General features: G+C 70.6%; 23 protein-coding genes. 9 read left to right on the top strand and 14 right to left on the bottom strand.

All coding sequences use genetic code 11. The features are described from left to right. Nucleotides 1-135: 135 nt before the first annotated feature. Genes G4D87_RS10710 through G4D87_RS10690 form a run of 5 tightly spaced genes read left to right on the top strand, consistent with a single transcriptional unit; the run spans nucleotide 136 to nucleotide 4,945 of the window. Nucleotides 136-1,494 carry a zinc-regulated TonB-dependent outer membrane receptor gene (locus tag G4D87_RS10710; protein WP_163781568.1) on the top strand — a complete coding sequence of 453 codons (1,359 nt, stop codon included), beginning with the start codon at nucleotides 136-138 and terminating at the stop codon, nucleotides 1,492-1,494. A gap of 17 nt (nucleotides 1,495-1,511) precedes the next feature. Beyond that, nucleotides 1,512-2,441 carry a metal ABC transporter substrate-binding protein gene (locus G4D87_RS10705; protein ID WP_163781566.1) on the top strand — a complete coding sequence of 310 codons (930 nt, stop codon included), beginning with the start codon at nucleotides 1,512-1,514 and terminating at the stop codon, nucleotides 2,439-2,441. Between the two features lie 3 nt (nucleotides 2,442-2,444). Continuing rightward, nucleotides 2,445-3,293, top strand: coding sequence for a hypothetical protein (locus G4D87_RS10700; protein ID WP_163781563.1), 849 nt, complete (start codon nucleotides 2,445-2,447; stop codon nucleotides 3,291-3,293). Continuing rightward, entirely contained in the window at nucleotides 3,280-4,092 is an 813-nt protein-coding gene (locus G4D87_RS10695) for a metal ABC transporter ATP-binding protein (protein WP_163781561.1), read from the top strand. The genes G4D87_RS10700 and G4D87_RS10695 overlap by 14 nt, the downstream gene beginning before the upstream one ends. Continuing rightward, the gene (locus G4D87_RS10690) at nucleotides 4,073-4,945 is read left to right on the top strand and encodes a metal ABC transporter permease (RefSeq protein ID WP_163781559.1); all 873 of its coding nucleotides are present in this window, start codon (nucleotides 4,073-4,075) and stop codon (nucleotides 4,943-4,945) included. Before G4D87_RS10695 ends, G4D87_RS10690 begins: the two co-directional genes overlap by 20 nt. A gap of 3 nt (nucleotides 4,946-4,948) precedes the next feature. Here the strand turns inward: G4D87_RS10690 and G4D87_RS10685 are convergent, their stop codons facing one another. Then, the gene (locus tag G4D87_RS10685) at nucleotides 4,949-5,500 is read right to left on the bottom strand and encodes an isochorismatase family protein (RefSeq protein WP_163781557.1); all 552 of its coding nucleotides are present in this window, start codon (nucleotides 5,498-5,500) and stop codon (nucleotides 4,949-4,951) included. 99 nt (nucleotides 5,501-5,599) lie between these two features. Continuing rightward, entirely contained in the window at nucleotides 5,600-6,358 is a 759-nt protein-coding gene (locus G4D87_RS10680) for an NAD(P)-dependent oxidoreductase (protein WP_163781556.1), read from the bottom strand. Between the two features lie 97 nt (nucleotides 6,359-6,455). On the opposite strand from G4D87_RS10680, the gene G4D87_RS10675 reads away from it, so the two are divergent. Next, nucleotides 6,456-7,130: a TetR/AcrR family transcriptional regulator gene (locus tag G4D87_RS10675; protein ID WP_205507523.1), complete on the top strand. Its 675-nt coding sequence runs from the start codon at nucleotides 6,456-6,458 to the stop codon at nucleotides 7,128-7,130. Between the two features lie 32 nt (nucleotides 7,131-7,162). Here G4D87_RS10675 and G4D87_RS10670 read toward each other — a convergent pair whose 3' ends face one another. The 5 genes from G4D87_RS10670 to G4D87_RS10650 form a co-directional block, all read right to left on the bottom strand. Next, complete coding sequence (locus G4D87_RS10670; protein ID WP_163781554.1) at nucleotides 7,163-8,896, bottom strand: tetratricopeptide repeat protein; 1,734 nt, start codon at nucleotides 8,894-8,896, stop codon at nucleotides 7,163-7,165. Nucleotides 8,897-8,906: 10 nt separating this feature from the next. Then, nucleotides 8,907-9,509, bottom strand: a complete 603-nt coding sequence (locus G4D87_RS10665; protein WP_163781552.1) for a hypothetical protein — start codon at nucleotides 9,507-9,509, stop codon at nucleotides 8,907-8,909. 15 nt (nucleotides 9,510-9,524) lie between these two features. Continuing rightward, on the bottom strand, nucleotides 9,525-9,908 hold the full coding sequence (locus G4D87_RS10660) for a hypothetical protein (RefSeq protein ID WP_163781550.1): 384 nt from the start codon (nucleotides 9,906-9,908) through the stop codon (nucleotides 9,525-9,527). Between the two features lie 83 nt (nucleotides 9,909-9,991). Further along, nucleotides 9,992-10,489: a hypothetical protein gene (locus G4D87_RS10655; protein WP_163781548.1), complete on the bottom strand. Its 498-nt coding sequence runs from the start codon at nucleotides 10,487-10,489 to the stop codon at nucleotides 9,992-9,994. Nucleotides 10,490-10,764: 275 nt separating this feature from the next. Beyond that, on the bottom strand, nucleotides 10,765-11,199 hold the full coding sequence (locus G4D87_RS10650) for a hypothetical protein (RefSeq protein WP_163781547.1): 435 nt from the start codon (nucleotides 11,197-11,199) through the stop codon (nucleotides 10,765-10,767). A gap of 335 nt (nucleotides 11,200-11,534) precedes the next feature. On the opposite strand from G4D87_RS10650, the gene G4D87_RS10645 reads away from it, so the two are divergent. Then, nucleotides 11,535-13,007 (top strand): hypothetical protein, encoded by a 1,473-nt coding sequence (locus G4D87_RS10645; RefSeq protein WP_163781545.1) that lies wholly within the window; start codon nucleotides 11,535-11,537, stop codon nucleotides 13,005-13,007. Here G4D87_RS10645 and G4D87_RS10640 read toward each other — a convergent pair. After that, a complete protein-coding gene (locus G4D87_RS10640) occupies nucleotides 13,004-13,660 on the bottom strand; it encodes a glutathione S-transferase family protein (protein ID WP_163781543.1) in 657 nt (218 codons plus the stop codon). The two genes, G4D87_RS10645 and G4D87_RS10640, sit on opposite strands and share 4 nt — an antisense overlap. A gap of 112 nt (nucleotides 13,661-13,772) precedes the next feature. Here G4D87_RS10640 and G4D87_RS10635 point away from each other — a divergent pair, with 112 nt between their 5' ends. Then, nucleotides 13,773-14,927 (top strand): lytic polysaccharide monooxygenase auxiliary activity family 9 protein, encoded by a 1,155-nt coding sequence (locus G4D87_RS10635; RefSeq protein WP_163781541.1) that lies wholly within the window; start codon nucleotides 13,773-13,775, stop codon nucleotides 14,925-14,927. A gap of 139 nt (nucleotides 14,928-15,066) precedes the next feature. Beyond that, complete coding sequence (locus G4D87_RS10630) at nucleotides 15,067-16,557, top strand: hypothetical protein (RefSeq protein ID WP_163781539.1); 1,491 nt, start codon at nucleotides 15,067-15,069, stop codon at nucleotides 16,555-16,557. 117 nt (nucleotides 16,558-16,674) lie between these two features. Here G4D87_RS10630 and G4D87_RS10625 read toward each other — a convergent pair whose 3' ends face one another. From G4D87_RS10625 to G4D87_RS10600, 6 genes are all read right to left on the bottom strand, one after another. Continuing rightward, entirely contained in the window at nucleotides 16,675-17,946 is a 1,272-nt protein-coding gene (locus G4D87_RS10625) for a hypothetical protein (protein WP_240358176.1), read from the bottom strand. A gap of 207 nt (nucleotides 17,947-18,153) precedes the next feature. Beyond that, a complete protein-coding gene (locus G4D87_RS10620; RefSeq protein ID WP_163781536.1) occupies nucleotides 18,154-19,371 on the bottom strand; it encodes a DUF7305 domain-containing protein in 1,218 nt (405 codons plus the stop codon). Next, nucleotides 19,368-20,240 carry a tetratricopeptide repeat protein gene (locus G4D87_RS10615; protein ID WP_163781534.1) on the bottom strand — a complete coding sequence of 291 codons (873 nt, stop codon included), beginning with the start codon at nucleotides 20,238-20,240 and terminating at the stop codon, nucleotides 19,368-19,370. Before G4D87_RS10615 ends, G4D87_RS10620 begins: the two co-directional genes overlap by 4 nt. Then, the gene (locus G4D87_RS10610) at nucleotides 20,237-20,830 is read right to left on the bottom strand and encodes an RNA polymerase sigma factor (RefSeq protein ID WP_240358177.1); all 594 of its coding nucleotides are present in this window, start codon (nucleotides 20,828-20,830) and stop codon (nucleotides 20,237-20,239) included. The genes G4D87_RS10615 and G4D87_RS10610 overlap by 4 nt, the downstream gene beginning before the upstream one ends. A gap of 44 nt (nucleotides 20,831-20,874) precedes the next feature. Next, complete coding sequence (locus tag G4D87_RS10605; RefSeq protein WP_163781533.1) at nucleotides 20,875-22,074, bottom strand: hypothetical protein; 1,200 nt, start codon at nucleotides 22,072-22,074, stop codon at nucleotides 20,875-20,877. An 86-nt stretch (nucleotides 22,075-22,160) separates the two neighbouring features. Continuing rightward, a partial coding sequence (locus tag G4D87_RS10600; RefSeq protein WP_163781530.1) for a glycosyl hydrolase family 18 protein occupies nucleotides 22,161-23,654 on the bottom strand: 1,494 nt, incomplete at its 5' end.

Raw genomic sequence — 23,654 nt, 5'->3', positions numbered from 1 at the left:
GCCCCCCCTCTCCATCCTCGACACCGCCCCCAAGGCCTCGCCTCCCGCGCGCGCGTGACGTGCGTCGTCTGAGGTCTGGCAGGTCATTGGTGGGCGTGGCCGCTTCGCGGGCGCCCCGTTCGAGGAGCATTCCAGGTGGCAACCCGTCCGCGCCGTGCTCACGGCGCTCTCATCGTCGTTTCACTCACGCCCTTCCTCTTCGCCAGCGGCGCCAGCGCCCAGGACGCCTCCGCGCCTCCGGCGGACGCCCCGGTGCAGGCGTCCCAGGAAGACGCCGCGCCCGCGCTCACGCCCGAGGAGCTGGAGGAAATCGAGAAGGCGCTTGGCAGCGACGCCGCGGCCGCGCAGCAGAACGCGCCCACCGGCACCGCGGCGGCGCCCGCCTCCAGCCCCGGCGGTGGCTCCGCGCTCTCCATCCCCGGGGTGAACAACCCCAACACGGGCGCGAACTTCCTGGACCTGAGCTTCATCCTGGACGTGGCCGCCGCGGCCTTCACTGACAAGGAGCCCCTGCAGAGCGGCGCGCATGACCCCACGCGCAACGGCTTCAACCTGCAGCAGCTGGAGCTGTCCATCGGCTCGGTGGTGGACCCCTACTTCCGCTTCGACGCCAACATCGTCTTCAGCCAGTTCGGCGTGGAAATCGAAGAGGCCTACGGCACCACGCTGACGCTGCCCTACAACCTCCAGGTGCGCGCCGGTCAGTTCCTCACGCGCTTCGGCCGCATCAACCCCACGCACCCGCATTCGTGGGACTTCGTGGACCAGCCCTTCGCCGTGGGCCGCATCTTCGGAGGCGAAGGCAACCGCGGCCTGGGCGCCGAGGTGTCCTGGCTGGCCCCCCTGCCCTGGTACGTGGAGGTGATTGGCAGCACCACCGACGCCACCGGCGAGGCCACCGCGCGCAGCTTCCTGGGCGCCACCAACGAGCGGGTGCAGTCCCCGTTCGACTTGCAGCTCACCGGCGCGGTGAAGCAGTTCTTCCCCCTGTCGGATGACGTGTCCCTCATGTGGGGCCTGTCCACCGCCACCGGGCCCAACCCCACCGGCTACCGCAACCGCACGGACGTGTTCGGCACGGACCTGTACCTGCGCTACCGGCCCATCACCCAGGCCTACAACACCACGCTCATCACGCTCCAGACGGAGGCCTACTACCGCCGCCGCCAGGTGCCCGGAGACGTGCTGACGGACTTCAACACCTACGCGCAGGCCGCGTGGCGCTTCTCGCCGCGGTGGGCCACCGCGCTGCGCTACGAACTGGGAACCGCGGCGCGCGGCGAAGACGGCGCGCGCGTCATCGACCCGCTGGACCCGGAGTGGACGGAGTCACGCAACCGCGTGTCCGCCAACGTCACCTTCTGGCCCACCGAGTTCTCCCGGCTGCGCCTCCAGGGCGCCCGTGACAGGGCCGGGTGGCGAGATGAGCCCGGCTACTCCTTGATGCTCGCGCTGGAGCTGGTGACCGGCGCCCACGGCGCCCACGCCTTCTAACCTTTTTCGCAGGAGCCATGACCATGCGTCTCTCCCGTCTGTTCGCGCCCGTGTGCGCCGCCTTCACCCTCTTCGTCGCCGCCCCCGCTCGCGCGGACCTCAACGTCGTCACCACCCTGCCGGACCTGGCCGCGCTGACGAAGGCCGTGGGCGGCGACCACGTCAAGGTGCAGGCCCTGGCGCTGTCCAGCCAGGACCCGCACTTCGTGGACGCCAAGCCGAACCTCGCCCTGGCGCTCAACCGCGCGGACCTGCTCATCGCCGTGGGGCTGGACCTGGAGGTGGGCTGGCTGCCCACGCTCCAGGTGGGCGCGCGCAACTCGAAGATCCTCGTGGGCAACCCGGGCTACCTGGTGGCCTCGCAGTTCGTGAAGCTGCTGGAGGTCCCCACGGTGCAGGTGGACCGGGGCCAGGGCGACGTCCACCCGGGCGGCAACCCGCACTTCCTCTATGACCCGCGCCAGGCGCTGTCCGTCGCGCGTGGCATCACCGACCGGCTGGCGCAGTTGGATCCGAAGAACGCGCGGGCCTACCGCGACAACCTGGCCACCTTCACCACCGAGCTGGAGAAGTCGCGCGCGGACTGGGAGAAGCGGCTGGTGTCGCTGCGTGGCCAGCCCGTCATCGCCTACCACCGGACCATGGCGTACCTGGCGGACTGGCTGGGCTTCGACACCATCATCTACCTGGAGCCCAAGCCCGGCATCCCGCCCAACCCGTCCCACGTGGCGAGCGTCCTGGCCCAGGGCCGTCAGCGCAAGGCGCGCATGGTGCTGATGGAGAGCTACTACCCGGACACCACCGCGCGGCTGGTGGCCTCGAAGATTCCCGCGCCGCTGGTCACCCTGCACGGCGGCACGGACTTCAAGGCGAACGAGACGTACCTCCAGCACATCAACGAGATGGTCGAGCGCCTGGAGAAGGGGCTCGCTGGCAAGGGGACCTGAGCCATGCGGACCCGCCTCCTCCTTCCCCTGCTCCTCCTGTCCGGCTGCGCGCTGGACTCCGGTGAGGGCTTCGCCGTGCTGGAGCCCACTGTCCGCGCGGACTACACGCCGGTGGCCGGGCGCGACGTGGGCGACGGCTTCCAGCGGCTCGCCTCCGACTTCGAACTTCGCCTGGACGGCGCCGCGCTGGGCGTGGACCACATCGACCTGGTGGCCAGCGGCGGCACCCGCGGCCCCGCGACCTTCGATCCGGCCAACCCGCCGCCGGGCTACGGCAACTGCCACAACGGCCACTGCCACCGCGACGACGGCGCGCTGGTGGACTACGAGGACATCCAGGCGGAGCTGGATGGCGGTGGTGGCGGCGCGGAGGCCACGGTGGCCAGCCTGCACGTGGACGCGGACCTGGACCTGCTGGCGGACCAGACGCTGTCGCCCGGCTGCGAGCCGTCCTGCGAGCTGGACCGCACCCAGGTCAGCCGCTACCAGTGGGACGTGTCGTCGGTGCACCTGGAAGGCGTCGTGCGCGACAGCCGCGCCACGCCGCGCTTCAACGACGAGCGCCGCTTCCGGCTCGCGTTGGCGGCGGCGGCGGAGGCCACGCCGCTGATGGTGCTGCGTGGCACGGTGGACATCCCCGCGGACCGGGAGAACAAGCCGCGCGTGAAGCTGGCCCTGCGGCTGGCGCTGGCGCCCACGCTGTTCGACTCGCTGGACTGGGCGTCCACCACGCCCGGCCCCGACGGCGTGGTGGACCTGAACGCTCCCGAGAACGCCGCCCTCCGGAGTGTGCTGGTGGAGGCACTGGCGACCCTGGAGCCCCAGGCGGAGGTCCAGCGTGAAGACCGTTGAGCCCCCGGACGGCGCGCACGCGGTGCCCACCCCCTTCACCCCGGGTGACGCGCTGCTCACCTGCGAGAAGCTGGTCATCGGTTACGACGGCAAGGCCATCCTGCCGCCCATCGACCTGACCATCCGCCGCGGCCAGTTCGTGGCGGTGGTGGGCCGCAACGGCTCCGGCAAGAGCACCTGGTTCCGGACGCTGCTGGGGATGCAGCCGCCGGTGTCCGGCACCATCTCCCGCGCCTCCGCGCAGGTGCGCAGCGCCTATGTGCCGCAGACGTCCGCCATCGACTCGCTGTTGCCGCTGCGCGCGGGCGAGCTGACGGCGTGGGGACGCCTGCGCGGCTGGAGCTTCCTGTGGCCCTTCGCCCGGAAGGCGGACCGGCAGGCCGTGCAGAGCGCGCTGGAGACGGCCGGAGCCAAGGCCTTCGCGGCGCGGCCCTACCGCGAGCTGTCGGAGGGGCAGAAGCAGCGCACGCTGCTGGCCCGGCTGGTGGCCACCGAGGCGGACCTGGTGCTGCTGGACGAGCCCACCGCCGCCATGGACGCGGTGGCCGAGCGCGAGACGATGCAGCGGCTGTGCACGCTGTCGCGTGAGCGGGGCCTGGGCGTGGTGGTGGTGTGCCACGACCTGGAGGTCGCCGCCGAGCACGCGGACGTGCTCGTCTTCGTGGACCGCGAGACGTCCGCCTTCGTCATGGGCGATGCCCGCACCGTCTTCTGTCATCCCGCCTTCCGCCGCCAGTACGGCGACGAGTACTGCCAACGCGCGCCCCTGGGACCTCACCGTGGAAACGACGCTCGCTGAACCGTCCAAGTGGGAGCAGTTCCACCTGGCGTTCGATTTGTTCAGGGATCCGCTGCTGTGCGCGCTCATCGCCGGCGGCGTGCTGGGCTTCCTGAGCGTGTACGTGGTGCTGCGGCGCATGGTGTTCGTCAGCGCCGCGGTGGCCCAATCCGCGGGCCTGGGCGTGGCGCTGGCCTTCTACGCCGCCATCCACCTGGGCACGCACGTGGAGCCCGTGCTGGGCGCCACCACCCTGGCCCTGCTGGCCACGCTGCTGCTGATGACGGAGCCAGCGAAGCTGCGCCTCACGCGGGAGAGCCTGCTGGGCCTGGCCTACGCGCTGGCGGGCGGCGCGGCGGTGCTCGTGGGAGACCGCATCGCGCAGGAGGCGCACGACATCCAGGGCATCCTCTTCGGCACGGCGGTGCTGGTGACGCCCGAGCAGCTCTACACGGTGGCCATTGCGGGCGGGGCCGTCATGTTCATCCAGTTGTGGTGGTACCGGGGCATCACCTTCGCCAGCTTCGACCGGACGGGCGCGCTGGTACAGGGGCTGCCGGTGCGCCTGCTGGACGGCGTGCTGATGGTCAGCATCGGCGTCATGGTGGGCGTGTGCGCCCGGGCGCTGGGCGCGCTGCCGGTGTTCGCCTTCTCCACGCTGTCCGCCATCGCCGCGCTGATGCTGGAGCTGCGGCTGCCGTGGACCTTCTTCGTCGCCACGCTCTTCGGCGCCATCGCGGGCGTGGGCGGCTATCTCTTCGCCTTCTTCTACGACTTCCCCGTGGGGGGCTCGCAGACGGTGTTCGCCGCGGCCATGGTGGCCGTGGCGACCGTCCTCCGGATGCTCGTCCACGCGGTGCAGAAGGCGCGCTGAGCGTCAGCGGACCGCGGCGGAGACCTGCTTGAACTCGGGCGTTCCGGCGCGCCCGAGCAGGTCGAACAGCGCGGCCTCCACCGTGACGACGTGCGCGCCCGCGTCACGGCACAGCTGGAGGCCCACCTGCCGGTCCTCCTGCGAGCGGGACAGCACCGCGTCGGCCAGCAGGAACGGGGACAGCCCGCGCTCGGCCAGGTCACGCACCGTCTGGAAGACGCAGATGTGCGCCTCCATGCCCACCACCAGCACCTGCGTGCGCCCGCCGAGCGCGGCCAGCACGTCCGGAACGGCGGCGCTGAACTCCAGCTTCTCCACCGCCTTGACGTCCTTGAGCGCGCGCATGCGGAGCAGCGAGTGCGTGGGCCCCAACCCCTTGGGGTACTGCTCGGTGAGGAGGATGGGGAGGCCCAGCGCGCGCGCCCCTTCGATGGCGGCGGCGGTGCGGCTGAGCATCCGGTCCAGCGCGTCCCGGTCCATGGCGGCGCACAGGCGCTCCTGGATGTCCACGACGAGCAACGCGGCCTGGTCCTGCTTGAGGCGGAAGGTGGGCATGCCCCCTCCTCGCGCGAACGGCGCGGCCCCGTCAAGCGGCGGGAGCCGCCGGCGCTGATGGTGGACGCCCGCACGGCGAGGACTTCCAGCGGGTGACAGTCAACGGGGCGTGTCTCCCACGGGTGAGGTCGTGCTCCCAGCGAGCGTGGAGGATCGACCACCGCCGGCGTGGGCCAGCGCGCTGGGTGAGCGGCACCCGACAATCGCTGGCGCCTCATGGATGAGCGTGTCGTCGGTGAGTGCCTCCACCATGAACAGCGCGAAGTCCACGCGCCGCGTCAGGTTGCTCGCGAGGACGGAATCGCCGACGTGGCGGCTCCACACGGGCAGGCCCTGGCTCTCGCCCTCCTCGAGGTCGCTGCCACGGACGACGGTCCACCGCCGATCGCTGGCGAAGATCCGTCGGCACGCCTCCACCTGGTCGTCAATGTCGACAACGCGCATGAGGCGGGCCAGCCAGGTGGCGCTCCGGACGAGCGCCTTGAACTTCCAGGAGTACCGATCCTCGCCGTCCTGGGTGATGTGCCAGCCACACGAGAAGACCAGACGCGCGTCGGGGACGGCGAAGTCGAGCACCGCTTGCGCCGTGCCCGACGAGTACTGCTGCACGCCCCAGGGAGCCAGCACAGTCAGCACGCCGTCGCATCCGGCGACCGCTTTCCGGATCACCTCCCGGTCGTTCGTGGGGCCGGGGACAATCGTGATCCGGTCCGCGAACGCGGCGAGCTTCGGGACGCTGCGTTCGCGACACACGCCGACGACCTCGTAGCCACGCTCCAGGGCGTGCCGAACCATGTATCGCCCCAGCTTCCCCGAGGCGCCGACGATGCAGACCTTCCGCAACGGGTGCGTGCTCATGTTTTTCTCCTGCCTCTCATCCCGGCCTGAACTTACGTTGTAAGCAACGCTATACTTACGTCGTAAGTCCGTCAAACGTCAGCGAGAGGGAGCATCCATGCGCAAGCGCAGCACCGGCCAGCACGCGAGACTGAAGCGGGCGCCGCTCAGTCGGGAGCGGGTGGTCACCGCGGCAATGGCGCTGGCCGACGAAAAGGGTGCGGCCGGGGTCACCATGCGGGCGATCGCCGCCCGGCTGGGCGTCGAGGCGATGTCGCTCTACAACCATGTGGCCGGCAGGGAGGACATCCTCGACGGGATGGTCGACGCGGTGTTCGGAGAAATCGACCTTCCGATAGCGACCATGGACTGGAAGGAGGCCATGCGTGACCGTGCCGCCTCGTCGCGCGCAGTGCTTCGACGCCATCCCTGGGCCGTCGGACTGATGGACTCCCGCAGCCAGCCCGGCCCGTCGACCCTGCGCCACCATGACGCCGTCCTGGGCGCCCTGCGAGCGGGAGGGTTCTCCGTCGCGATGGCCGCACACGCCTTCTCAGTCATCGACAGCTATCTCTACGGGTTCGTCCTCCAGGAGCTGAGCCTGCCGTTCACGAGCCCCGCCGAACTCGACGAGGTCGCAACCGACATCCTCCGCGACCTGCCAGCCGACGCCTACCCGCACCTCAAGGAGCTCATCACCGAGCACGCGCTCCAGCCGGGCTACCACTACGCCGACGAGTTCGAGTTCGGCCTCTCCCTGATCCTCGACGCCCTGAACCCCGACAAGGTGTAGCGCGTGTCTCCAGTCGAGCACCGCGACACGGTTCAGCAGGACACCGTCGCCTGCGCGGCCAGCGCCTGCGCTCCGGTCTCCCGCGGCGCGAGGAGCTCCGGCGGGCGCACGAGCCGCAACATGCGCCCCCGCCCGGCGATGAAGGCCCGGGCGCGGCGAAGCTCCGGCTGATGCGGGTCCGCGTCCCGCCAGCAGTCGAGGAATGCGGTGAAGTCCTCCACCGCGCTGCTCCAGGCGCCGAGCGCCACCTGGGCCTCCGCGGACAGCAGGCGGAGGTGCCCACAGCCAGGCCACTCCGCCACCAGCGTCTTCGCCAGCTCCACTGCCTTGTCCTCGCGGTGGGTCCGCAGACGCAGCCGGACCAGGGCCTCGCGCGCGGGCCGGGAGAAGGCCACGGGCCCCGCGGCCCGAAGCCGCCGCTCCAACCGCCACGCGCGCGTCAGCGTGGCCTCGGCGCGGCCCACGTCGCCCTTGCGAGCCTCCAGCGCGCCGCGCAGCTCCTGCGCGGCCACCTCCACCACGCGCGCCACATCCCGCGGGCACAGGGACAGGTCCTCCGAGCGGCGAGCCTCCGCCAGCAGCGCATGCCGCGCATCCAGCGCGTTGCACACCCGCTCCACCTCGCCCAGCCGCGCGGCCTCCAACAGGCTGAGGCCCCGCGTGTACTGGCGCATCCCGTCCCGCAGCGCCCGCTCCGCCGTGCTGGCCGTGTCGGACAGCTCCATGGGCACATCCGCCGCCGCGCGCCAGAAGCCGAAGCGAAGGTGCGCGGACATCATCGTGGCGGCGGCGAACAGCAGCGCCTGGTCGTCACCTCCCGCGCCCTCCACCCGCTGCCGCAGGCGACGGGCCCACGCCTGGGCCTCACCGTACTGCCCCACCTCGGCGCAGCCCTGACTGAGCAGCCGCATGGCGGGCTCGGCGCTCGGCGCATCGGACGTGGGCAATCCCTCCTCGGCCAGGTACGCATCATCCGCGGCCACCGTGGCCTCCAGCACGCACTGAGCCTCCGCCATCAGCCCGACCCGCTGAAGCAGGCGCCCCGCGGAGAGCAGCGCGGGACTTGCACGAGGCGCCAACGTCACCAACCGGCGAGCACTGTCCCGAGCAACCTCCGGCCGACCGCTGTTCAACATGGCCTGCACCCACGCATGGTGGACGCCCGCGTGGTCCGGGTGGGAGCGCAGCAGCTCGCGCAGCAGGGCCTGCGCATACGGCTGCCCCTGTCCGGGCCGACCATCCGGCTCGTAGCCGTCCAGGAGGAAGCCCGCGAGCAGCAGCCGCGCGTCGCCGTCCTCGGGATAGCGGTCGATGAGGCACTCCATGTCGCGCACGAAGGCATGGCGCCCATTGGCCGGGCCCTTCTCCGCCAGCAGGCTGGCCGCGACGATGTAGCGCTGCTCGCGGTCCGACGTGCCCTCGCTCAGCGCCAGCGCGCGGCCCATGGCCTCCGCGCGGGCGGTGGCGAAGCGGGCGCCAGAGCCTCGCGTGAGGGCGAGCCCCCACCAGGCCATGGCCAGCGACGAATCTTCCCGCGTGGCCTGCGCGAAGGCGCGGCGGGCCTCACCGCCCCAGCCCAGGTGCAACAGCCGCAGGCCCTGGTCGAACCAGGCCTGGGCCTGGGGCCGGGCGGTGGTGACCTCCAGGTGGGCGTTGCCCAGGCCCTCGCGCAGGCGCGGCGTGGGGAGCGCGTCATCCGCGACGTCCTCCCACGGCGCGCGGGCATGGACGGAAGGTTCATCGGCTCGGAGCAGTCGCGCCAACATGATGTCCTCCTCAGGCCCCAGCGACCGGGGCGGTGCAGACGTTGAATCCAGAATCCAGGGAACGAAGGCGGGAGGCGAAGCGCCGCCACGCCGAGGCCAGTCCGTCCGCGGCGACGGGGGGCGCCTTGCGCCGGGCCTCGAAGCACTCGCGCCGCCAGGACGGCCCCACCTCGGAGGACACCCAGTCCTCGTGATCGGCCAGCCACCCCGCCAGCGAGGCCAGCCCCGCGCGCAGCGCCCGCCGCTCGTGCCCCGTGGTCGGCAGGCGCGCCGGGCCCAGCTCCTCCGCGCGAAACGGCAGGCGGCCCGGCACCCCATCCAGCAGGACGGGCGCGAAGCCCGCCCGCGGGACGAAGATGGCTTCGCCGCACTCGCACAGCGCGCCGAAGCCCCACAGCGTCAAGCGCCCGCTGCCCGGAAGGCCCACCGTATAGGGACTCTGTCCCTCCGCGCCTTCGGGGCGCGCGTGACGCACGAGTCCTCGTCGGACGAGGAGGTTCCCCTCCGGGCAGAGGACATCCCGCCCGAGGCACCACATGGAGACGTCGAACAGCCGGTCTCCATCGCGTCGCAGCTCACAGGGAAGCACGGTGGACATGGCATTGCCGGACATGGGCGCTGTCTCCTCTCAGCTCGCGGACTTCTTCGCCGTGGCGCCACGGCGCACGGGGCTGGCACCAAAGAGCGCGGGCGCATCCACCGGGCTTCCGCCCTGCTTGCCCAGCACCGCGTTGACGGCGCGCACCAGCTTTCCGCGCACGCTGGCCGTCAGCGGCAGGTCTCCCAGCGCGGCCTGGAGCTGCTGCGTGCTGATGCCCCGGCCGCTCTTCGGCTTGCCGATGGACAGCGACTCGTAGCTCTTGCCCTGCGTGTCCTTGTCACGGCGACGGGCGCTCCGCTGCTTCAGCAGGGTGCGGCCCTCGGAGCCGTAGGACTCGAGCTGACGCGACAGGCGGAGGAGCTTCTCGGAGGGGATGTTCTTGTCCGTCAGGAACTGCTGAAAGGAACCCATGGTCATCTCTCTTCAGGGAACGAGGGGCCGGCACCGACAGCGCCGGCCCCCGGGTGAACGGGCCAGGGAGCCCGGGGACAGCGTCAGTGCTCGTGGCCGTGGTCGTGCGACTCCTCGACGATGACGGAGACGGTCGCCGTCGCCGTGGGGCCGAAGGTCAGGATGTGCGTGCCCACCGCGAGGGGCACCACGTGGCGGCCCTTGATGTCGGTGCAGCCCTCGGAGCTGCTGGTGCTCTCCTCGATTTCCACCGCATCACCGCTGGCGGTGGTGATGGAGAGGGGCACGTCCGCGTTGGTGTAGATGACGTAGTCGGCGGCCTCGCTCGCGGCGAAGGACACGGCGCCCTGCTTCCCATCCGGGCCGTCCGCCAGGGTGATGTCGTAGCGGCGGTGGTCAGCGCGAATCGCGGGGGCCGCGTCCGTGCCCAGGGTGGCGGTGACGGTCGTGGCGGGCCCTTCCTGGAGGTGCTCGCACGCCTCGGCGTCGACCCCCTCTTCTTCGGAGTGGTCGTCGTCGCCGCAGCCGGCGGAGACGAGGGCGGTGGACAGCAGGAACGCGGCAAGGAGCTTCTTCGTCATGGTGCTACTCCACGGGATTGGACTGCGGGTGTGCCACGCCCGCGCGCCAGCGACGGACACCGCCAGGACATGGAGGGGCCGCCACGGGTGCGTGGGAATGGAAGGGGTGTGCGCGGACCACGAAGCACGGGCGCCGTGAGACAGCTCAGCCGGCGTGGACGCAAAGCCGCAATGACTCACAGCCCGCGCGGAGCGGACGAAAGCCTGTCTGGCTTTAGCGGACGGGCAGCCTCACGCGGCGCGACAGGCCCCGCGAGAGAGCAGACTCCCGGGCCTCACGCGCGCGGCGGAGACGCCTTGGGAGCCAGGTGCAGCCGGGCGACGGGCTCCGCGTGGAAGCGGAACACCGCCAGCGCGGGCTCGGAGCGAGCGGGCGCGACCAGGCGGGACGGCGTGTCCTGGTGCGGAGGCGGAGCCTCCCGCCGGAAGAAGGCGTGGACACAGTGGGCGTCGGCGCCGTGGGAGTCCGCCTCCGTGCTCTGGGAGACGAGCCGCACGTCGTCGAAGGACGCCTCGAGGTGACCGGCGCCGTGGGCGTCACCGGCCTCCACGTGCATCACCTCGCCATGCTCCAGGCACGTGGCGTGCTGGACCAGGGCGAAGTGCATCACGCTCCCCATGTACGCCAGCACGCACACGAGCGCGAACGGCAGCGCCAGGCGGCGCGACCGGACGGAACTCACGGGCTGGTGATGGGTGGAGCGGCTCACGTCAGGGCTTTCCCGGTCAAACGGCGTCTACGCTTGTAAGCCAGACAGGCGGTTCGCGCAAGTCAGACTGTCTCACGTGACCTTCGCCAGTCAACATCCCGCTGGCGAAGCAACAACAGCAACCCAGAAACAAAAGCAACGAAAGAACCCTTTCCAGCGCCGCTGTCCGGGGGGGCCCGGAGCGGCCGGCCCCAGGCCCGGCGGGCGTCCCCGGGCCAGCGGGGGTGCGTCCAGTTCCGACGGGAGGCTCGGGGCCCGTGGACCGGTGGACCCGTCCAGGCGTAGGGTGCGCGCCGCCCGGAGAACCCCGGGCGTACCACCGAGGTCACGACTTCGTGCAAGAGTTCATCGACGTGCTCCGGAGCCAGGCACGCCACATCGCTCCCGACCTGGCGCGAATCGCCTACCAGCGGGGCCTCGCCGTCACGCGACCGGACGGGACCACCCGCCCCATCCCCATCACCGCCACGCCCGTGGTGCTGGACGCCGCGGAGATTCGCCGCCGCTCGGAGCTGTCCTCCCGCCTGTCCTCCGCCACGGTGAAGATGGCGCAGGCGCAGTTCGAAGGCGCTGACGCGGAGACCCTGCTGGGCGCCCTCTCCCCCGTCGAGCGCGTGCTCGCCGAGCGCACCTGGCGCCAGTCCACCCGCCTGGCCACCACCCGCGTGGACTACTTCGTCGCCGGCGGCACGCCGTGGGCGTTGGAGGTCAACGCCACCATCCCCGCCATGCAGGGGTACTCCGACATCGCGGCCCGCACCTTCATCGAGGTGGTGGGCCGCTACTTCCGCTATCCGGAGAAGGCCCTGCCCGCCCTGCTGGCGCTCAACGGCAGCAACGCACTGGCGCTGTACCGCGCGCTGCTGGACGGCTACGCGGCCGAGCGCAACGGCAGGATGCCGGACACGGTGGCCCTGCTGTGCCGCCGCAACGACGCCCAGATCACGGAGCTGCGCTGGCTGTGCGAGCGCTTCCGCGACTTCGGTGCGGACGCGGACCTGGTCCATCCGGACGAGGTGACCGGTGACGACGCCTTCGTGGCCCATGGCAAGAAGTACGACCTGGTGTACCGGCACCTCTTCGTCCGGCGCCTGGAGGAGTCCCCCTCCCCCTGGGTGGAGGACTTCCTGGGCACGGTGCCCGGCAAGAAGGCGGTGTTCCTCAATCCCCCCGCCTCGCAGGTGGAGGTGAAGCTGACGTTCGCGCGCCTCTCGCAGGCCCTGGCCGAGCCCGCCCTGGCGGAGGCCGCGCGGCTCACGGGCGAAGAGCTGGAGGCGGTGCGCGCGTCCGTGCCGTGGACGCGGATGTTCCAGCCCGGACCGACGCAGGGCCCCGACGGCGAGCGCGTGGAGGACCTGGTGGCCCTGGTCGCCGCGACGCCGGCGCGCTTCGTCCTCAAGCGGTCCTGGGACTACGGCGGCCGAGCCGTCTTCCTGGGCCGCTCCGCGGGCACCGTCCCCTACACGGAGCGGGTGCAGGCGGCCTATGGCGCGCCGATGACGTGGGCGGAGCTGTGCGCGCGCACAGCCGCGGACCGGGCCGGCGGAGGCTTCGTGGTGCAGGAGGTGGTGGACTCGCCGCCCGAGGAGCACCTGCTCTGCGAGCCCAACGGCACCGTGCTGCCCACGTCCTTCTTCGTGGACTACTCCGCCTATGCCTCCGTGGGCCTGGCGCGGCAGCCCGCGTGGGGCGGGGTGTGCCGCGGGTCGATGTCGGAAATCGTCAACATCGTCGGAGGCGGCGGCGTGTTGCCGCTCATCACCTCCGAAGTGGCGTCCAAGCTCTTGATGGCGTGGAAGGCCTTCTAGGCCGCACCGCCGTCTCGCGCTGCCGCAGCAAAATGCGCCATCTGGTCCGCGTGCGCCTTCTGAAACGCCGGCCGCCCCATGGCGCGGGTGACGTACGCACGGCAGGCAGGGTACGTCGCCAGCCCGTCGAAGCGGTCGACGAGGCGAAGCACGTCGGCCATGGCGATGTCCGCGATCGTGAAGGTGCCGGCCAGCCATTCACGCTCCGCCAGCACCGTCTCCATGTGCCCCAGCCGCAACTTGAGGAACATCTCCAGCTGGCGACGTCCCGGCGTGTCGGACTCGTCGCCGGAGAACTTGAACAGCGACCACGGCACGCTCGGCATCTCGACGGAGTTCAGCGCCGCGAACAGCCACTGCTGGGTCTCCGCCCGACCACGCGGATCGGATGGCATCAGCGCCTGGCTCCGCTCCCCCAGGTGCAGCAGGATCGCGCCGCTCTCGAAAATCGAGATGTCCCCGTCGGTCAGCCAGGGCGCCTGACCGAACGGCTGGTGCGCGAAGTGCTGGGCGCCGCGGTTTTTGAACGGCACTCCCTGCACCCGGTAGGGCAGCCCGGCCTCTTCCAGCGCCCAACGCACACGCAGGTCACGCACATAGCCCCGAGGCATCTCGGGAACCCAATCAAAGGTGTAGAGGACCAAGTCGACCATTCGGCATCTCCGGTTCGCGTGCTTCCCTGGCGAAGGATACAAAGGGTGCTTCCAGGCCGTTGACCCGATTTCGGAGGCCGCGCCCTCTCTCCTCGCACCACAGGAGGAAGGGATGACCTCAGCAGTGCAGCGGTGTCTCGGCGCGTCGCTCGCCGTTGTCTTCATGTCGTGCGCCAGCGTGGCCCTGGCGCATGGCTCCATGGAAGTACCCCTCAGCCGCGTCTACACCTGCTTCAAGGAAGGGCCGGAGACGCCGAAGTCCGACGCATGCAAGGCGCTCATCCAGGCCGGCGGCACGCAGGCGCTCTACGACTGGAATGGCGTGCGGCAGGGCAACGCCAATGACAGGCACCGCGAAATCATCCCAGACGGGAAGCTGTGTAGCGCCGCGAATGAAAGCCACCGGGGCCTGGACCTCGCGCGCACGGACTGGCCCTCCACGCTCATCACTCCGGACACCCAGGGCCGCTTCGAGTTCGTCTTTCACGCGACCGCCGTGCACGCCACCGGCTACTTCCGCCTCTACGTCACGCGCGAGGGCTACAACCCGGCGCTGCCGCTGAAGTGGTCGGACCTGGAAGCGAACCCCTTCTGCTCCATCACCCACGTCTCCGCCCAGAACAACCGCTACCGGCTCAACTGCCCCTTCCCTCAGGGGAAGACGGGCGCGCATGTCATCTATGGCATCTGGCAGCGCTCGGACAGCCCAGAGGCCTTCTACGCCTGCACCGACGTGAAGTTCACCAACACCCCGCCGCCGCCCACGGCGTGGAAGGAGCTGGGCCAGGTGCAGGCGCGTGAAGACTTGCCCGCGGGGAGCTCGGTGACGCTGCGCGTGTTCGACGCGCAGGGCGCTGACGCCGAATCCCATGTGCATCCCCTGGCCACGGCCACGCCCGCGGCCCAGTGGATTCACGCGCTGGCGCAGCGGGTGAACGGCGCGTCCAGCCTCGTGCAGGTGGGCGTGCTCCAAACCACGGGGCACGTGAACCCCGTGCAGGACGCGCTGGGCAACCGCGTCTACGCGCGTGAGACGGGCTACACCTTCCAGGTCGACATCGTGAAGCCGCCTCCGGATGGCGGTGGCGAGCCTGTCTACCCGTCTGGGATTGAAGGCTATGCCGCGGGCACCGTGGTGCGGGGCACTGACGGCCTGCGTTATCGTTGCAAGCCCTTCCCCTACTCCGGCTGGTGCAAGGGCGCCGCGCTGCACTACGCGCCGGGCACGGGCTTGAACTGGCAGGACGCCTGGGAGCGCATTCCCTGAAGCCTGCCGGTTGACGAAACACATCCCGCTTCGGAGTGAAGGCACCGGGATGCCACATCGCCAGACGCAACATGTTCGCGTCACGGCAGACAATCCCGGTGCCCCCGACATTCAAGCCCTCTCCAAGAAAGGTGTGTGTATGTCCCCCCGAATCGACCGGCGCGCGCTCTCGAAGCTCGGCTCGAAGCTCCAGAAGGACGCCGGGCTGGCCCAGGCCCGGACGCCCACGGCGACGGCCTCCGCTGTCAAATACCAGACGCAGCGCAACGCGGATGTCTTCCAAGGTGCTGCTCCGCTTGGACTCGCGCGGGGCCTGCTCGGGGACAGCGTGGCGGCCCTCGACACGAGCCCGGTGGAGACCCCGGCGCTGACGCCCGAGCAGCAGGCCTCGGCGGAGGAGGCGCAGGTTGAAGCCACCAACCATCAGGACCCGTCCTACCTCACGGACTGGCTGAAGGCCCACCCCGACCCGGCGCAGCAGGCGGCCTTCATGGATCGCTTCTTTGAGTACGGCACCGAGGCGGGCCAGCTGCTCGACCTGGCCAGCGAAGAGGACCTGCCGGTGCTCTCCGACGCCCTCGACGCGGCCTACCGCTCGGGTGCCGTCACGCTCGATGAACTGACGGCGGCCGTCGGCTCGCACCACTCGGGTGCCGTGAACGGCGAGACGCATGAGACGCTGGCGAAGATCATCGCCGGGACGGGCAACCCGGAGCTCATCACCGCCTACGCCCAGCGCGAGCTGGACGTCATGATGGACAGCTACGCTCCGGACCCGGCGCGCTCGGTGGCCATCGCCACGGCGCTGGCGGGCCTGCCGCCGGACCAGCTCCAGGCGTTCTTGAAGGACAACCCAGACGCCCTGGGCCACGTCTTCAAGAACCTCAACGCCCCCGACGCCGCCGGCTCTGAGGCGCTTGGAAGGCTGCTGGACGCGGCCAGCGCCATCCAGCCCGCCACGCCGGAGTCCATCAAGCTGTTCATGGACAGCATCGGTCACCTGGGAGACAACGCCGAGTCCCGCGCGGCGGCGGCGCGCTTCTTCATGCAGCACGCGGACGCGATCCTCGCCGCGACGAGCGACGCCTCGGGCTCCATTGGCAGCGAGGGCGCGGGCAGGCTGTCCGAGTTCTTCACCCGGACGCTCTTCACCGAGCCCTCCTTCGAGGGCCAGGAGGAGCTCCACGCGTTCATCACCTCGAAGCTGAGTGACATGCAGGCGCAGCTGGAGGCGGAGAAGGACGAAGAATCACCGTCACAGGAAACACAGCGCCTGGCGCGGTCCATGGGCAGCCTGGTGGGCGCCATCGAAGGAGGCTTCCTCCTCTCCGTCGAGGAGCTGAACAAGCGCAACGAGGCCGTCAAGGGAATGACGGGGCTGCTCTTCAAGCTCAAGGACCTGCTCCCCTCCTCGAGCATCCCGGGGCTGGGCACGCTGCAGGACCTCACCATCGACCAGATCCAGGACTGGGTGACGGACGCGCTCAAGGAGAATCCGGATGATCCGCAGGATGCCATTCCGTTCCACGTGATCTTCGGAGAGAGCATCTCCAACCCCACCCTCCGGGGCCTGTACGACTCCGCTCGGCTGACGTCCCTGGAGAACCGCGAGCTCGGCCTGAGCCCGTGAGCCCGAGTCCCGGGCCGGCGGGGATGCGCCGGCCCGAGTCCCCGAGGCGCGCCGCGCAAGCACGCGGCCTGACGGCAGCGGTCCGCGTGGTGGCCAGCCCTGGCGTGCCCGCCCTCGCTAGCGCGTGAGCGTCAGGGGGGGAACGTCCTTCACCTGCGCCTGGTGCGTCACCCGCGTGCCCAGGATGTAGTGCGGCTCAGCGGGGTCATAGATGAATTGGGCGGCGTAGGCGGTGAAGAACCTGTCCGCCCCGTAGGCGACGTCCGGCAGGTACTGCTCTGGCAGCTCATCGTAGGAGATGGGGAAACCCGAGCCGTCCCACACGTCACCTTCCTCGTCCCAACGCGCCCCCCACACGCTGTGAGGGCCGTCGCGCGTGTCGTCCCAGACGACCAGGGACTTGTCATTGTGGTGGGCGATGCGCGGCACCGTCTGCGCCCCTGCCGCGGTGGAGATGGGGATGCCGGCGGGGTCCTTCACGGTGCCCTTCGAATTCACGCGCGCGCCGTAGATGTCCGGAGTCCCATTCCGGTCATCGGACCAGACCACCTGGTAGCTCTTGCCCGTCCACTCCACGTCGGGCGTCGACTGGGCGCCCTCCGCCGTGGAGATGGGGAAGCCGTTGCCGTCCAGGATGGTGCCGTCCTCCTTCACCCTGTTGCCGTAGATGTCCGCGTCCTCCGGGCCCTCGCCGTGCTCGTCGGACCAGACAACCAGGAATGTCTTCTTGCTGTTGTTCCAGGTCGACGACGCGTCATACGCGGAGTTGGGGGAGGCGCTGAGCGTCCGGTCGGCCGTTGCGAGGACAACGCCATCCTTCGTCACCCGCGTGAAGTAGATAACCGGAAAGTCGCCGAAGATGGTGTACGTCACCAGGCAGATTTTCGGAGAGCAGGCGACGCGCACCGGGCCGAAGGACTCGCCCGTCTGGATGGCGCGGAACACCGGGCCCACCACGGTGCCATCCGGCTTCACGCGCACGCCGTCGACACCGTCCCGGGACTCCCAGACGACGAAAAAGTACTTCCCGTTGAAAGCGATGGCCGGCCGCACGCCAGTCTCGTCGCCGATGTTGATGCGAATGCCCTCCTCGTCGAGCACGGTGCCGTCTGGCTTCACCCGGGTGCCGTAGATGCCGCCGGTCCGCACGTCGGTCCAGACGGCGAAGTACTTGCCGCCGCCGTACGCGACCGCGGGCCCGTAGCGCGCCACCGCCACGGGCGTAGGGTAGCCACGAGGTGCATCGAGCCCAGCCTCGGTGCTCGCGGACGCCTCCGCCGTCATGTCCTCCACTCCGACCTGCGCTTCCTGTTCCGGCGCCACCCCGCAGCCAGCCACCACGGCCCCGAACAGCAGCCCGGCGATGCCGGCCTTCACTTCCCGCCTCATGTGCAGCCTCCCCTTCGCGAACAGCGGCGCAAAGCTGGGGACCTGCACGCACGTCACCAGCCCCCCGTGGGGTGCAGTCCGGATAAGGCGGTGGACAGGAGCATCGAGCCGCCGCCCCTTCGCGCGCGACGCCGGACTCCGGGGCTCAGGGCCTTCGAACAACCGACGACTGCCTGGCACGGAGATGCAGGGGCGGTGGCGTGTGTCTCAGTCATCCGTGCACTCGGCGCCCGCATCGCGGATGTCCGCGTCATAGTGCAGGCGGAGCGGCCCGGAAGCCTCGACGGAACGGACGAACACGGAACCGAACACCTCCGCGCCCCCGCTCAGGCTGAGTGCTGCACGGGGTGCATAGAGATTGCCCGCGAGGGTGCTGCCCGCGGACAGCGCCAGCACGTTCGAGCCCGCGACGTACACGCGCACGCGTGAAGGCGTTGCGGTGGACCCCAGCGTGAGCGGTCCCGCCACCGCGACGGAGCCTCCAAGGAACAGGTCCAGCGCTCCGGGCGCCTGGACGTCCACCGACAGGCCTCCACCCAGGTCGATGATGTCCTCCACGAAGAGCGCCGTGCGCGCGCGAATCGTGAGCGTGGCGCGGCCCGTCCCGGTGATGCGCGTCAGGTGGAAGCGGCCGCACGGCAGCTCCAGCGCACGTTCACCTTCGATGTCCTCCATCGCCGTGGCGTCGAGGCCGATGGCCGCGTTGTCATTGTCGAGCACGTGCCGCGCGATGAGCCCGGAGACATCCACCTGGGACGCCGCATCACACGCACAGGGGATGACTGGGTCCACGGGCTCACGGCGGACCTCGGCCGCGTCCACCGGCCCCAGCAGATGGCCCGCGGGAACCGAGAGCACGCCGCCGACGCTGAAGGTGGGCAACGCGACGTCACCGAGTACGCGGGCGTCTCCCACCACGGTGGCCGAGACGGGGCTGCCGGTCAGCGGACCACCGCAGTGCAACGCCCCGCCCACGTGGAACGTCTGCCCGAGCCGGGCTCCTCCCGCGCCGCCAATACTCAGCGCGCCTCCCACCGACACCGCGTCATTGGCCGACAGCGCGCCATTCATCCCGACATCGCCCCCCGCGCCTCCTGGCTGATACGTCCCCGCGGTGCCGCGAAAGGCATCCGTTTCGAAGGACGCGCCCAGGGCGAGCCCCTCGCAGGTGCACAGCGCGTGACGGAAGGTTCGTTCCGCCAGACGTCCACTGCACACCTGCGAATCGATATCGGCCCCCCCTACGACGACAGGAGGTCCGCGCCCCGCGCAGTACGCCTCCCAGTCGTCGGGCGGCCCGCCAGCATCCGTCGAGGAGCCCACCTGGCCTGCGTCCCGCGACTGGACCGTGGCCACCAGGTCTCCCCGCGTGCAGCTTCCCAACGAGGCCGCCAACAGCACCGCCAACGTCCATCGCCTGTTCATGGCGCGGTGAGTTCCCGAACGCGCGCACGGGCCGAGGGCACGAGCGGCGAATCCGGGTGGGTGGAGAGAAAGGACTCCAGCGCGCCACGCTCCGCGTCCCGGTCGCCGAGCACACGGTGCGCTTCGGCGATGCCGTGCTGCGCTTCCTGGTCGAGCACACCACGCGGCTGGATGCGAAGCGCCGCCTTGAACTGACGCAGGGCGCCTCGCGCGTCCCCCAGGTGCTCCAGTCGAAGCGAGCCCGAGGCGACGCGCGCGACATAGGACGCCAGCGACGCGGGCTCGGCGCGGATGACGCGCAAGTAGAGCGCCTCGGCTTCCTTCCACCGCCCCTCCGAGCGGAGCCCATTGGCCTTGAGCAAGAGGTCTTCCGGAGCAGCCGACTTCACGGTGGCCGCTGGCGCTCGCGGACGCACCGGCACGGATGCGACCTTGGCGACAGCGATGGGCGCGGCAGGCACCACCGGCGCTTCGGGCGGAGCCACTTCAGGGACGGCGTCCGACCGCGAGGGTGCCGCGTCCACCACCGCGCTGCCGCTCCGTCGTGACTCCGTGTTCAACCGCAGGGGCCCTGTCAGCGCAGGCGCTTCAGGCCGCGACGTCGACGACGGGCCCGGGCGTGTGAAGCTCCAGACCGCAGCGGCCGCGGCGCCCGCCACGAGGAGCGCGCCGGTCATCAACCACACGGGAGGCCGCTTGCCGCGTGGCCGGGGCGCGGGCCGTGACACCAACGCGCCTGCCTCCAGCGCGGCCAGCACCATCTGCGCCGACCGCTCCCGGGAGATGCGAAGGGCCGGCCCCGCGCCTTCGTCCAACGGCAGGACCCGCGCGTTCAGGGCGTCATCCCCCTCTTCCCTGAAGTCACTCATCCGCGCTCCTCCCCGCCGTCACCCTCCGCGGACGCCATTGAGCGCAGCGCCGTCCGCCCCAAGCGGAGCCGGCTGCGCACCGTCTCGAAGGGAATGCCCAGCTCCGTCGAAATCTCCGGCACGCTCAACTCCAGCACGTGATGCAACACCAGTGCATGCCGCTGCTCATTTGAAAGCCGATCCAGGAGTGTCACCATGTGCCGGCGATGAACATACTCGTCCGGTTGGGCCTCCTCGGAGGGAACCGCGACCAGCTCCACCGGCGCGTCCGCGTGCTGGGCCTCCCGGCCTCGGGAGCGCTTCAGCCACGCGAACGTCGTCCGCGCGACCACCCGGTCCGCCCAGGACTGGAAGCGGCCCTCGGCGCGGTAGGAGGGCAGCCCTCGCACCAGGGCGATGAGCGCCTCCTGGGCGATGTCCTCCACGTCCCCATCCCCGCGCACCAGGTAGCGCACCAGGTTGCGAACCCGAGGGAGCAGTTCCATCAACAACGCCCCGGTTGCCTCGCGCTCGCCCTGAATGGCCGCCTGGATGCGAGGATCTACCGCCGCACGACGTGGGTCCGCTGCGTGTGAGCCCGAGCTCCTCATTGCCGCCATGGAGGACGGCACCGGGCCATTCGGGTCATCCGCGCTCACAGAAAAACCACCATCGCCAACCCCAGCCGTGGGCGGACGGGCCAGCCCGCGCCGCGAGACACGAAGTTTCCGTCGATGGCGTAGCGAAGCTCGGGCCGGCCCAGGAGGACCTCCGCGGCCAGGCTCGCCTCCAGGCCGACACGCGCCCCCATCCGCCACCACGCGCGAAGCTCGGGGCCCATGAGCAGGGCCAGCATCGTGCCCGGTGGCGCCGCCTCCACCTCCTCCGTCAGCGCCTGCGTCCGGCGAGTGAAGACGACCGCCCCCACGCCGAGCCCGGCCTCCACCTCCAGTCGCTCCGACGCCGCCCAGGGAAGCCCCGCCCACACCGACGCCGCGTGCTGCCCCAACGTCAACTCCGTTCGGGCATCGCGAAGCCGGGCCGGCACGCTGGCCAGGACCTGCGCTCGCAGCCGCCACTGGCTCGGTTGCACGCCAACGCCCACCACCAACCCCTGGTGCCCCATGCGCGTGTACCCATCCAGCGCGGCATGGCCCCCCAACGTGAGCCACAGCGGGCGCGCGGGGTGTGCCTCGACCGAAGCCAACGCCCGCCCCTCGCGAGGTGACGCCATGCCTTCCCGCGCGGAAGCCGAGCTCCCTTCCTCCGCGAGTGCAGCGGCCGCTCCCGGGGACGTGGACGTGGGCGGCCTCGGCGTGGCCCCATCACGGGATGCGGCCTCCCCGCTGCGACGCCCCACCCCGGTGTCGGTCTCCTCGCCGTTCAGGGCCTGGCGCGGCGGCGGCACCTCCACCACGTCACCGAGCGGCGCACCGGCCTCCACCGCGCGCAGTGCGGAGCGCGCGGCCAGCGCCAGCGCCTCCGCCCCCGTGGACCACTCCAGCGAGCCTGGCGACTGTCCCAGCCGCGCGGCCCGGGTGAACAGACGCCGGCTTTCGAACTCGGCCACCTGGACGCGAACGTCGCTGCCCTCTCGCACGAACCAGAGGACGGCGCGGGCCTGGTGGCGCCCGGCCAGCCGCTCCGCCGCCAGCCATGGGCCCTCGCGAAATCCCCCGAGCGGCGCTCCGGAAGAGACCTCGAGCCGCACCGGCAGGTCGCTGCTCTGCCCCCGCACCCGCCCGAGCAAGGCGGTGTCCTCGTCGGACGCCACCCGGACGACGGCGGTCCACGGCTCGGCGGACACGGAAGAGCTGGAGAGCGCCACCAGCAGGACGGCCGCCGCGAAGGACATGCGGCAAACCCTAACGCCATCACGCCGGGGAACAGAAGTCCCCCGGCGTATGGCTTCACGACACGCTCACAATGTCTGTCAGATGCTCAGCGCAGCTTCCGTGCCAGCGCATCGAGCAGCGAGCCGTCATCACCGCTCAGCTCCCAGAACATCGCTCCGCCCAGGTTCTTGTCCAGGATGTAGTCCGCCTTGGCGTTCATGCTCTGCACGTCGTCATACCCAATCCAGATGCCCGTGGACGGACTGTAGACGTAGGCCTGCTTCGCCTCCGGGTGGAAGAACTTCGTGTAACCGGAACCGGCGCGCTCGTAGTTCGCATTGATGTCCTTGAAGTCGAACACGCCCGTCAGGCCCGACGAGCCGTCATCCCAGGTGCCGCGCGTGGGCACGCCGCTCTGGAACAGGCCGTTGTTCACGTTGGGCACGCCGCCCCAGCCCCGGCCGTAGAAGGGCACGCCGACGACAATCTTCGCGGGCGGCACGCCCAGCGCCAGCATCTTCCCCACCGAGCCATCCGTGTAGAAGCCCGTGGCCGCGCCCGGGTCACCCGTGACGCGATTGAGCGCCGAGTGGAAGTTCACCGTGCTCTCGAAGGCGCCGTGGTAGTCGTAGGACATCACGTTGATCCAATCGAGCACGTCGGACAGCTTCTTCGTCTCCTGCTTGTTCTCCAGCAGGTCCGGCGAGGCGCCCGTGGCGATGGTGAGCAGGTACGGCTTGCCCGTCTGCGTGGTGACGGCGTTGAGCTGGCTGCGGAACTCCTGCATCAGCAGCGTGTAGTTCTGCTTGTCCGCGGGGCTGTTGCTGTTGCCCGGCAGGCCACCGCCCACGGGGTACTCCCAGTCGATGTCGATGCCGTCGAACACGCCCTCGCCGTTGACGGGGTCCACGCCGGGGTACTGGCCGCGGATGTAGAGGTCCACGCAGGACTTCACGAAGGCCGCGCGCGAGGCCGGCGAGGACGCCACGGTGGAGAAGTGCGTGGACCAGGACCAGCCGCCCACGGAGATGAGCAGCTTCAGGTGCGGGTGCTGCCGCTTCAGCTCCTTGAACGCGCGGAAGTTGCCGCGCAGCTGGCCCGGGTCCCACTCCCCCTGCCAGCCGCCGCCCTTGTCGATGTCCGCGTACGGGTCGCCGAGGACGCAGCGCCCGTCCCCGGAGATGTTGGAGAACGCGTAGTTGATGTGCGTGAGCTTGGACGGCTGCACGTTGGACACGTGGTAGTTGCGCGCGTAGATGCCCCACGCGGTGAAGTAGCCGACGATGCGCTTTCCTCCCGGCGGCGGCCCGCCCGGAATCTCCACGACGACGGTGAGCGTGGTCGTCCCCACGTTGCCCGCGGCGTCATAGGCGCGCACCGCGTAGACATACGTGCCGTTCTGCTCCCAGCCGCTAAAGGCCCGGCTGAACTGCGAGCCGGTGGCGACGACGGCGCCGTTCTCCAGAACCTCCACCCGCGTCACGCCCACGTCGTCCGTCGCCGTGGCCGTCAGGCTCAACGGCCCCGCGGCGATGATGCGCGAGGCGCTGGCGCTCAAGCCCACGGTGGGCGCGGTGACGTCCCCGCCCGTGCCCGCGTC

It is taken from the genome of Myxococcus vastator, from assembly GCF_010894475.1.
In the GTDB taxonomy this organism is placed as follows: domain Bacteria; phylum Myxococcota; class Myxococcia; order Myxococcales; family Myxococcaceae; genus Myxococcus; species Myxococcus vastator.
Note: the sequence above shows the minus strand (reverse complement) of the source record. Positions and strands in the feature narration are given on the sequence as shown.

What these genes read in the sequence shown, in the direction of transcription:
- G4D87_RS10660 (WP_163781550.1), bottom strand. Translation starts at nt 9,908, where the DNA reads ATGGGTTCCTTTCAGCAGTTCCTGACGGACAAGAACATCCCCTCCGAG.
- G4D87_RS10655 (WP_163781548.1), bottom strand. Translation starts at nt 10,489, where the DNA reads ATGACGAAGAAGCTCCTTGCCGCGTTCCTGCTGTCCACCGCCCTCGTC.
- G4D87_RS10680 (WP_163781556.1), bottom strand. Translation starts at nt 6,358, where the DNA reads ATGAGCACGCACCCGTTGCGGAAGGTCTGCATCGTCGGCGCCTCGGGG.
- G4D87_RS10615 (WP_163781534.1), bottom strand. Translation starts at nt 20,240, where the DNA reads ATGAGTGACTTCAGGGAAGAGGGGGATGACGCCCTGAACGCGCGGGTC.
- G4D87_RS10670 (WP_163781554.1), bottom strand. Translation starts at nt 8,896, where the DNA reads ATGTTGGCGCGACTGCTCCGAGCCGATGAACCTTCCGTCCATGCCCGC.
- G4D87_RS10685 (WP_163781557.1), bottom strand. Translation starts at nt 5,500, where the DNA reads ATGCCCACCTTCCGCCTCAAGCAGGACCAGGCCGCGTTGCTCGTCGTG.
- G4D87_RS10705 (WP_163781566.1), top strand. Translation starts at nt 1,512, where the DNA reads ATGACCATGCGTCTCTCCCGTCTGTTCGCGCCCGTGTGCGCCGCCTTC.
- G4D87_RS10620 (WP_163781536.1), bottom strand. Translation starts at nt 19,371, where the DNA reads ATGAACAGGCGATGGACGTTGGCGGTGCTGTTGGCGGCCTCGTTGGGA.
- G4D87_RS10635 (WP_163781541.1), top strand. Translation starts at nt 13,773, where the DNA reads ATGACCTCAGCAGTGCAGCGGTGTCTCGGCGCGTCGCTCGCCGTTGTC.
- G4D87_RS10665 (WP_163781552.1), bottom strand. Translation starts at nt 9,509, where the DNA reads ATGTCCGGCAATGCCATGTCCACCGTGCTTCCCTGTGAGCTGCGACGC.
- G4D87_RS10640 (WP_163781543.1), bottom strand. Translation starts at nt 13,660, where the DNA reads ATGGTCGACTTGGTCCTCTACACCTTTGATTGGGTTCCCGAGATGCCT.
- G4D87_RS10605 (WP_163781533.1), bottom strand. Translation starts at nt 22,074, where the DNA reads ATGTCCTTCGCGGCGGCCGTCCTGCTGGTGGCGCTCTCCAGCTCTTCC.
- G4D87_RS10675 (WP_205507523.1), top strand. Translation starts at nt 6,456, where the DNA reads ATGCGCAAGCGCAGCACCGGCCAGCACGCGAGACTGAAGCGGGCGCCG.
- G4D87_RS10700 (WP_163781563.1), top strand. Translation starts at nt 2,445, where the DNA reads ATGCGGACCCGCCTCCTCCTTCCCCTGCTCCTCCTGTCCGGCTGCGCG.
- G4D87_RS10610 (WP_240358177.1), bottom strand. Translation starts at nt 20,830, where the DNA reads ATGAGGAGCTCGGGCTCACACGCAGCGGACCCACGTCGTGCGGCGGTA.
- G4D87_RS10630 (WP_163781539.1), top strand. Translation starts at nt 15,067, where the DNA reads ATGTCCCCCCGAATCGACCGGCGCGCGCTCTCGAAGCTCGGCTCGAAG.
- G4D87_RS10625 (WP_240358176.1), bottom strand. Translation starts at nt 17,946, where the DNA reads ATGAGGCGGGAAGTGAAGGCCGGCATCGCCGGGCTGCTGTTCGGGGCC.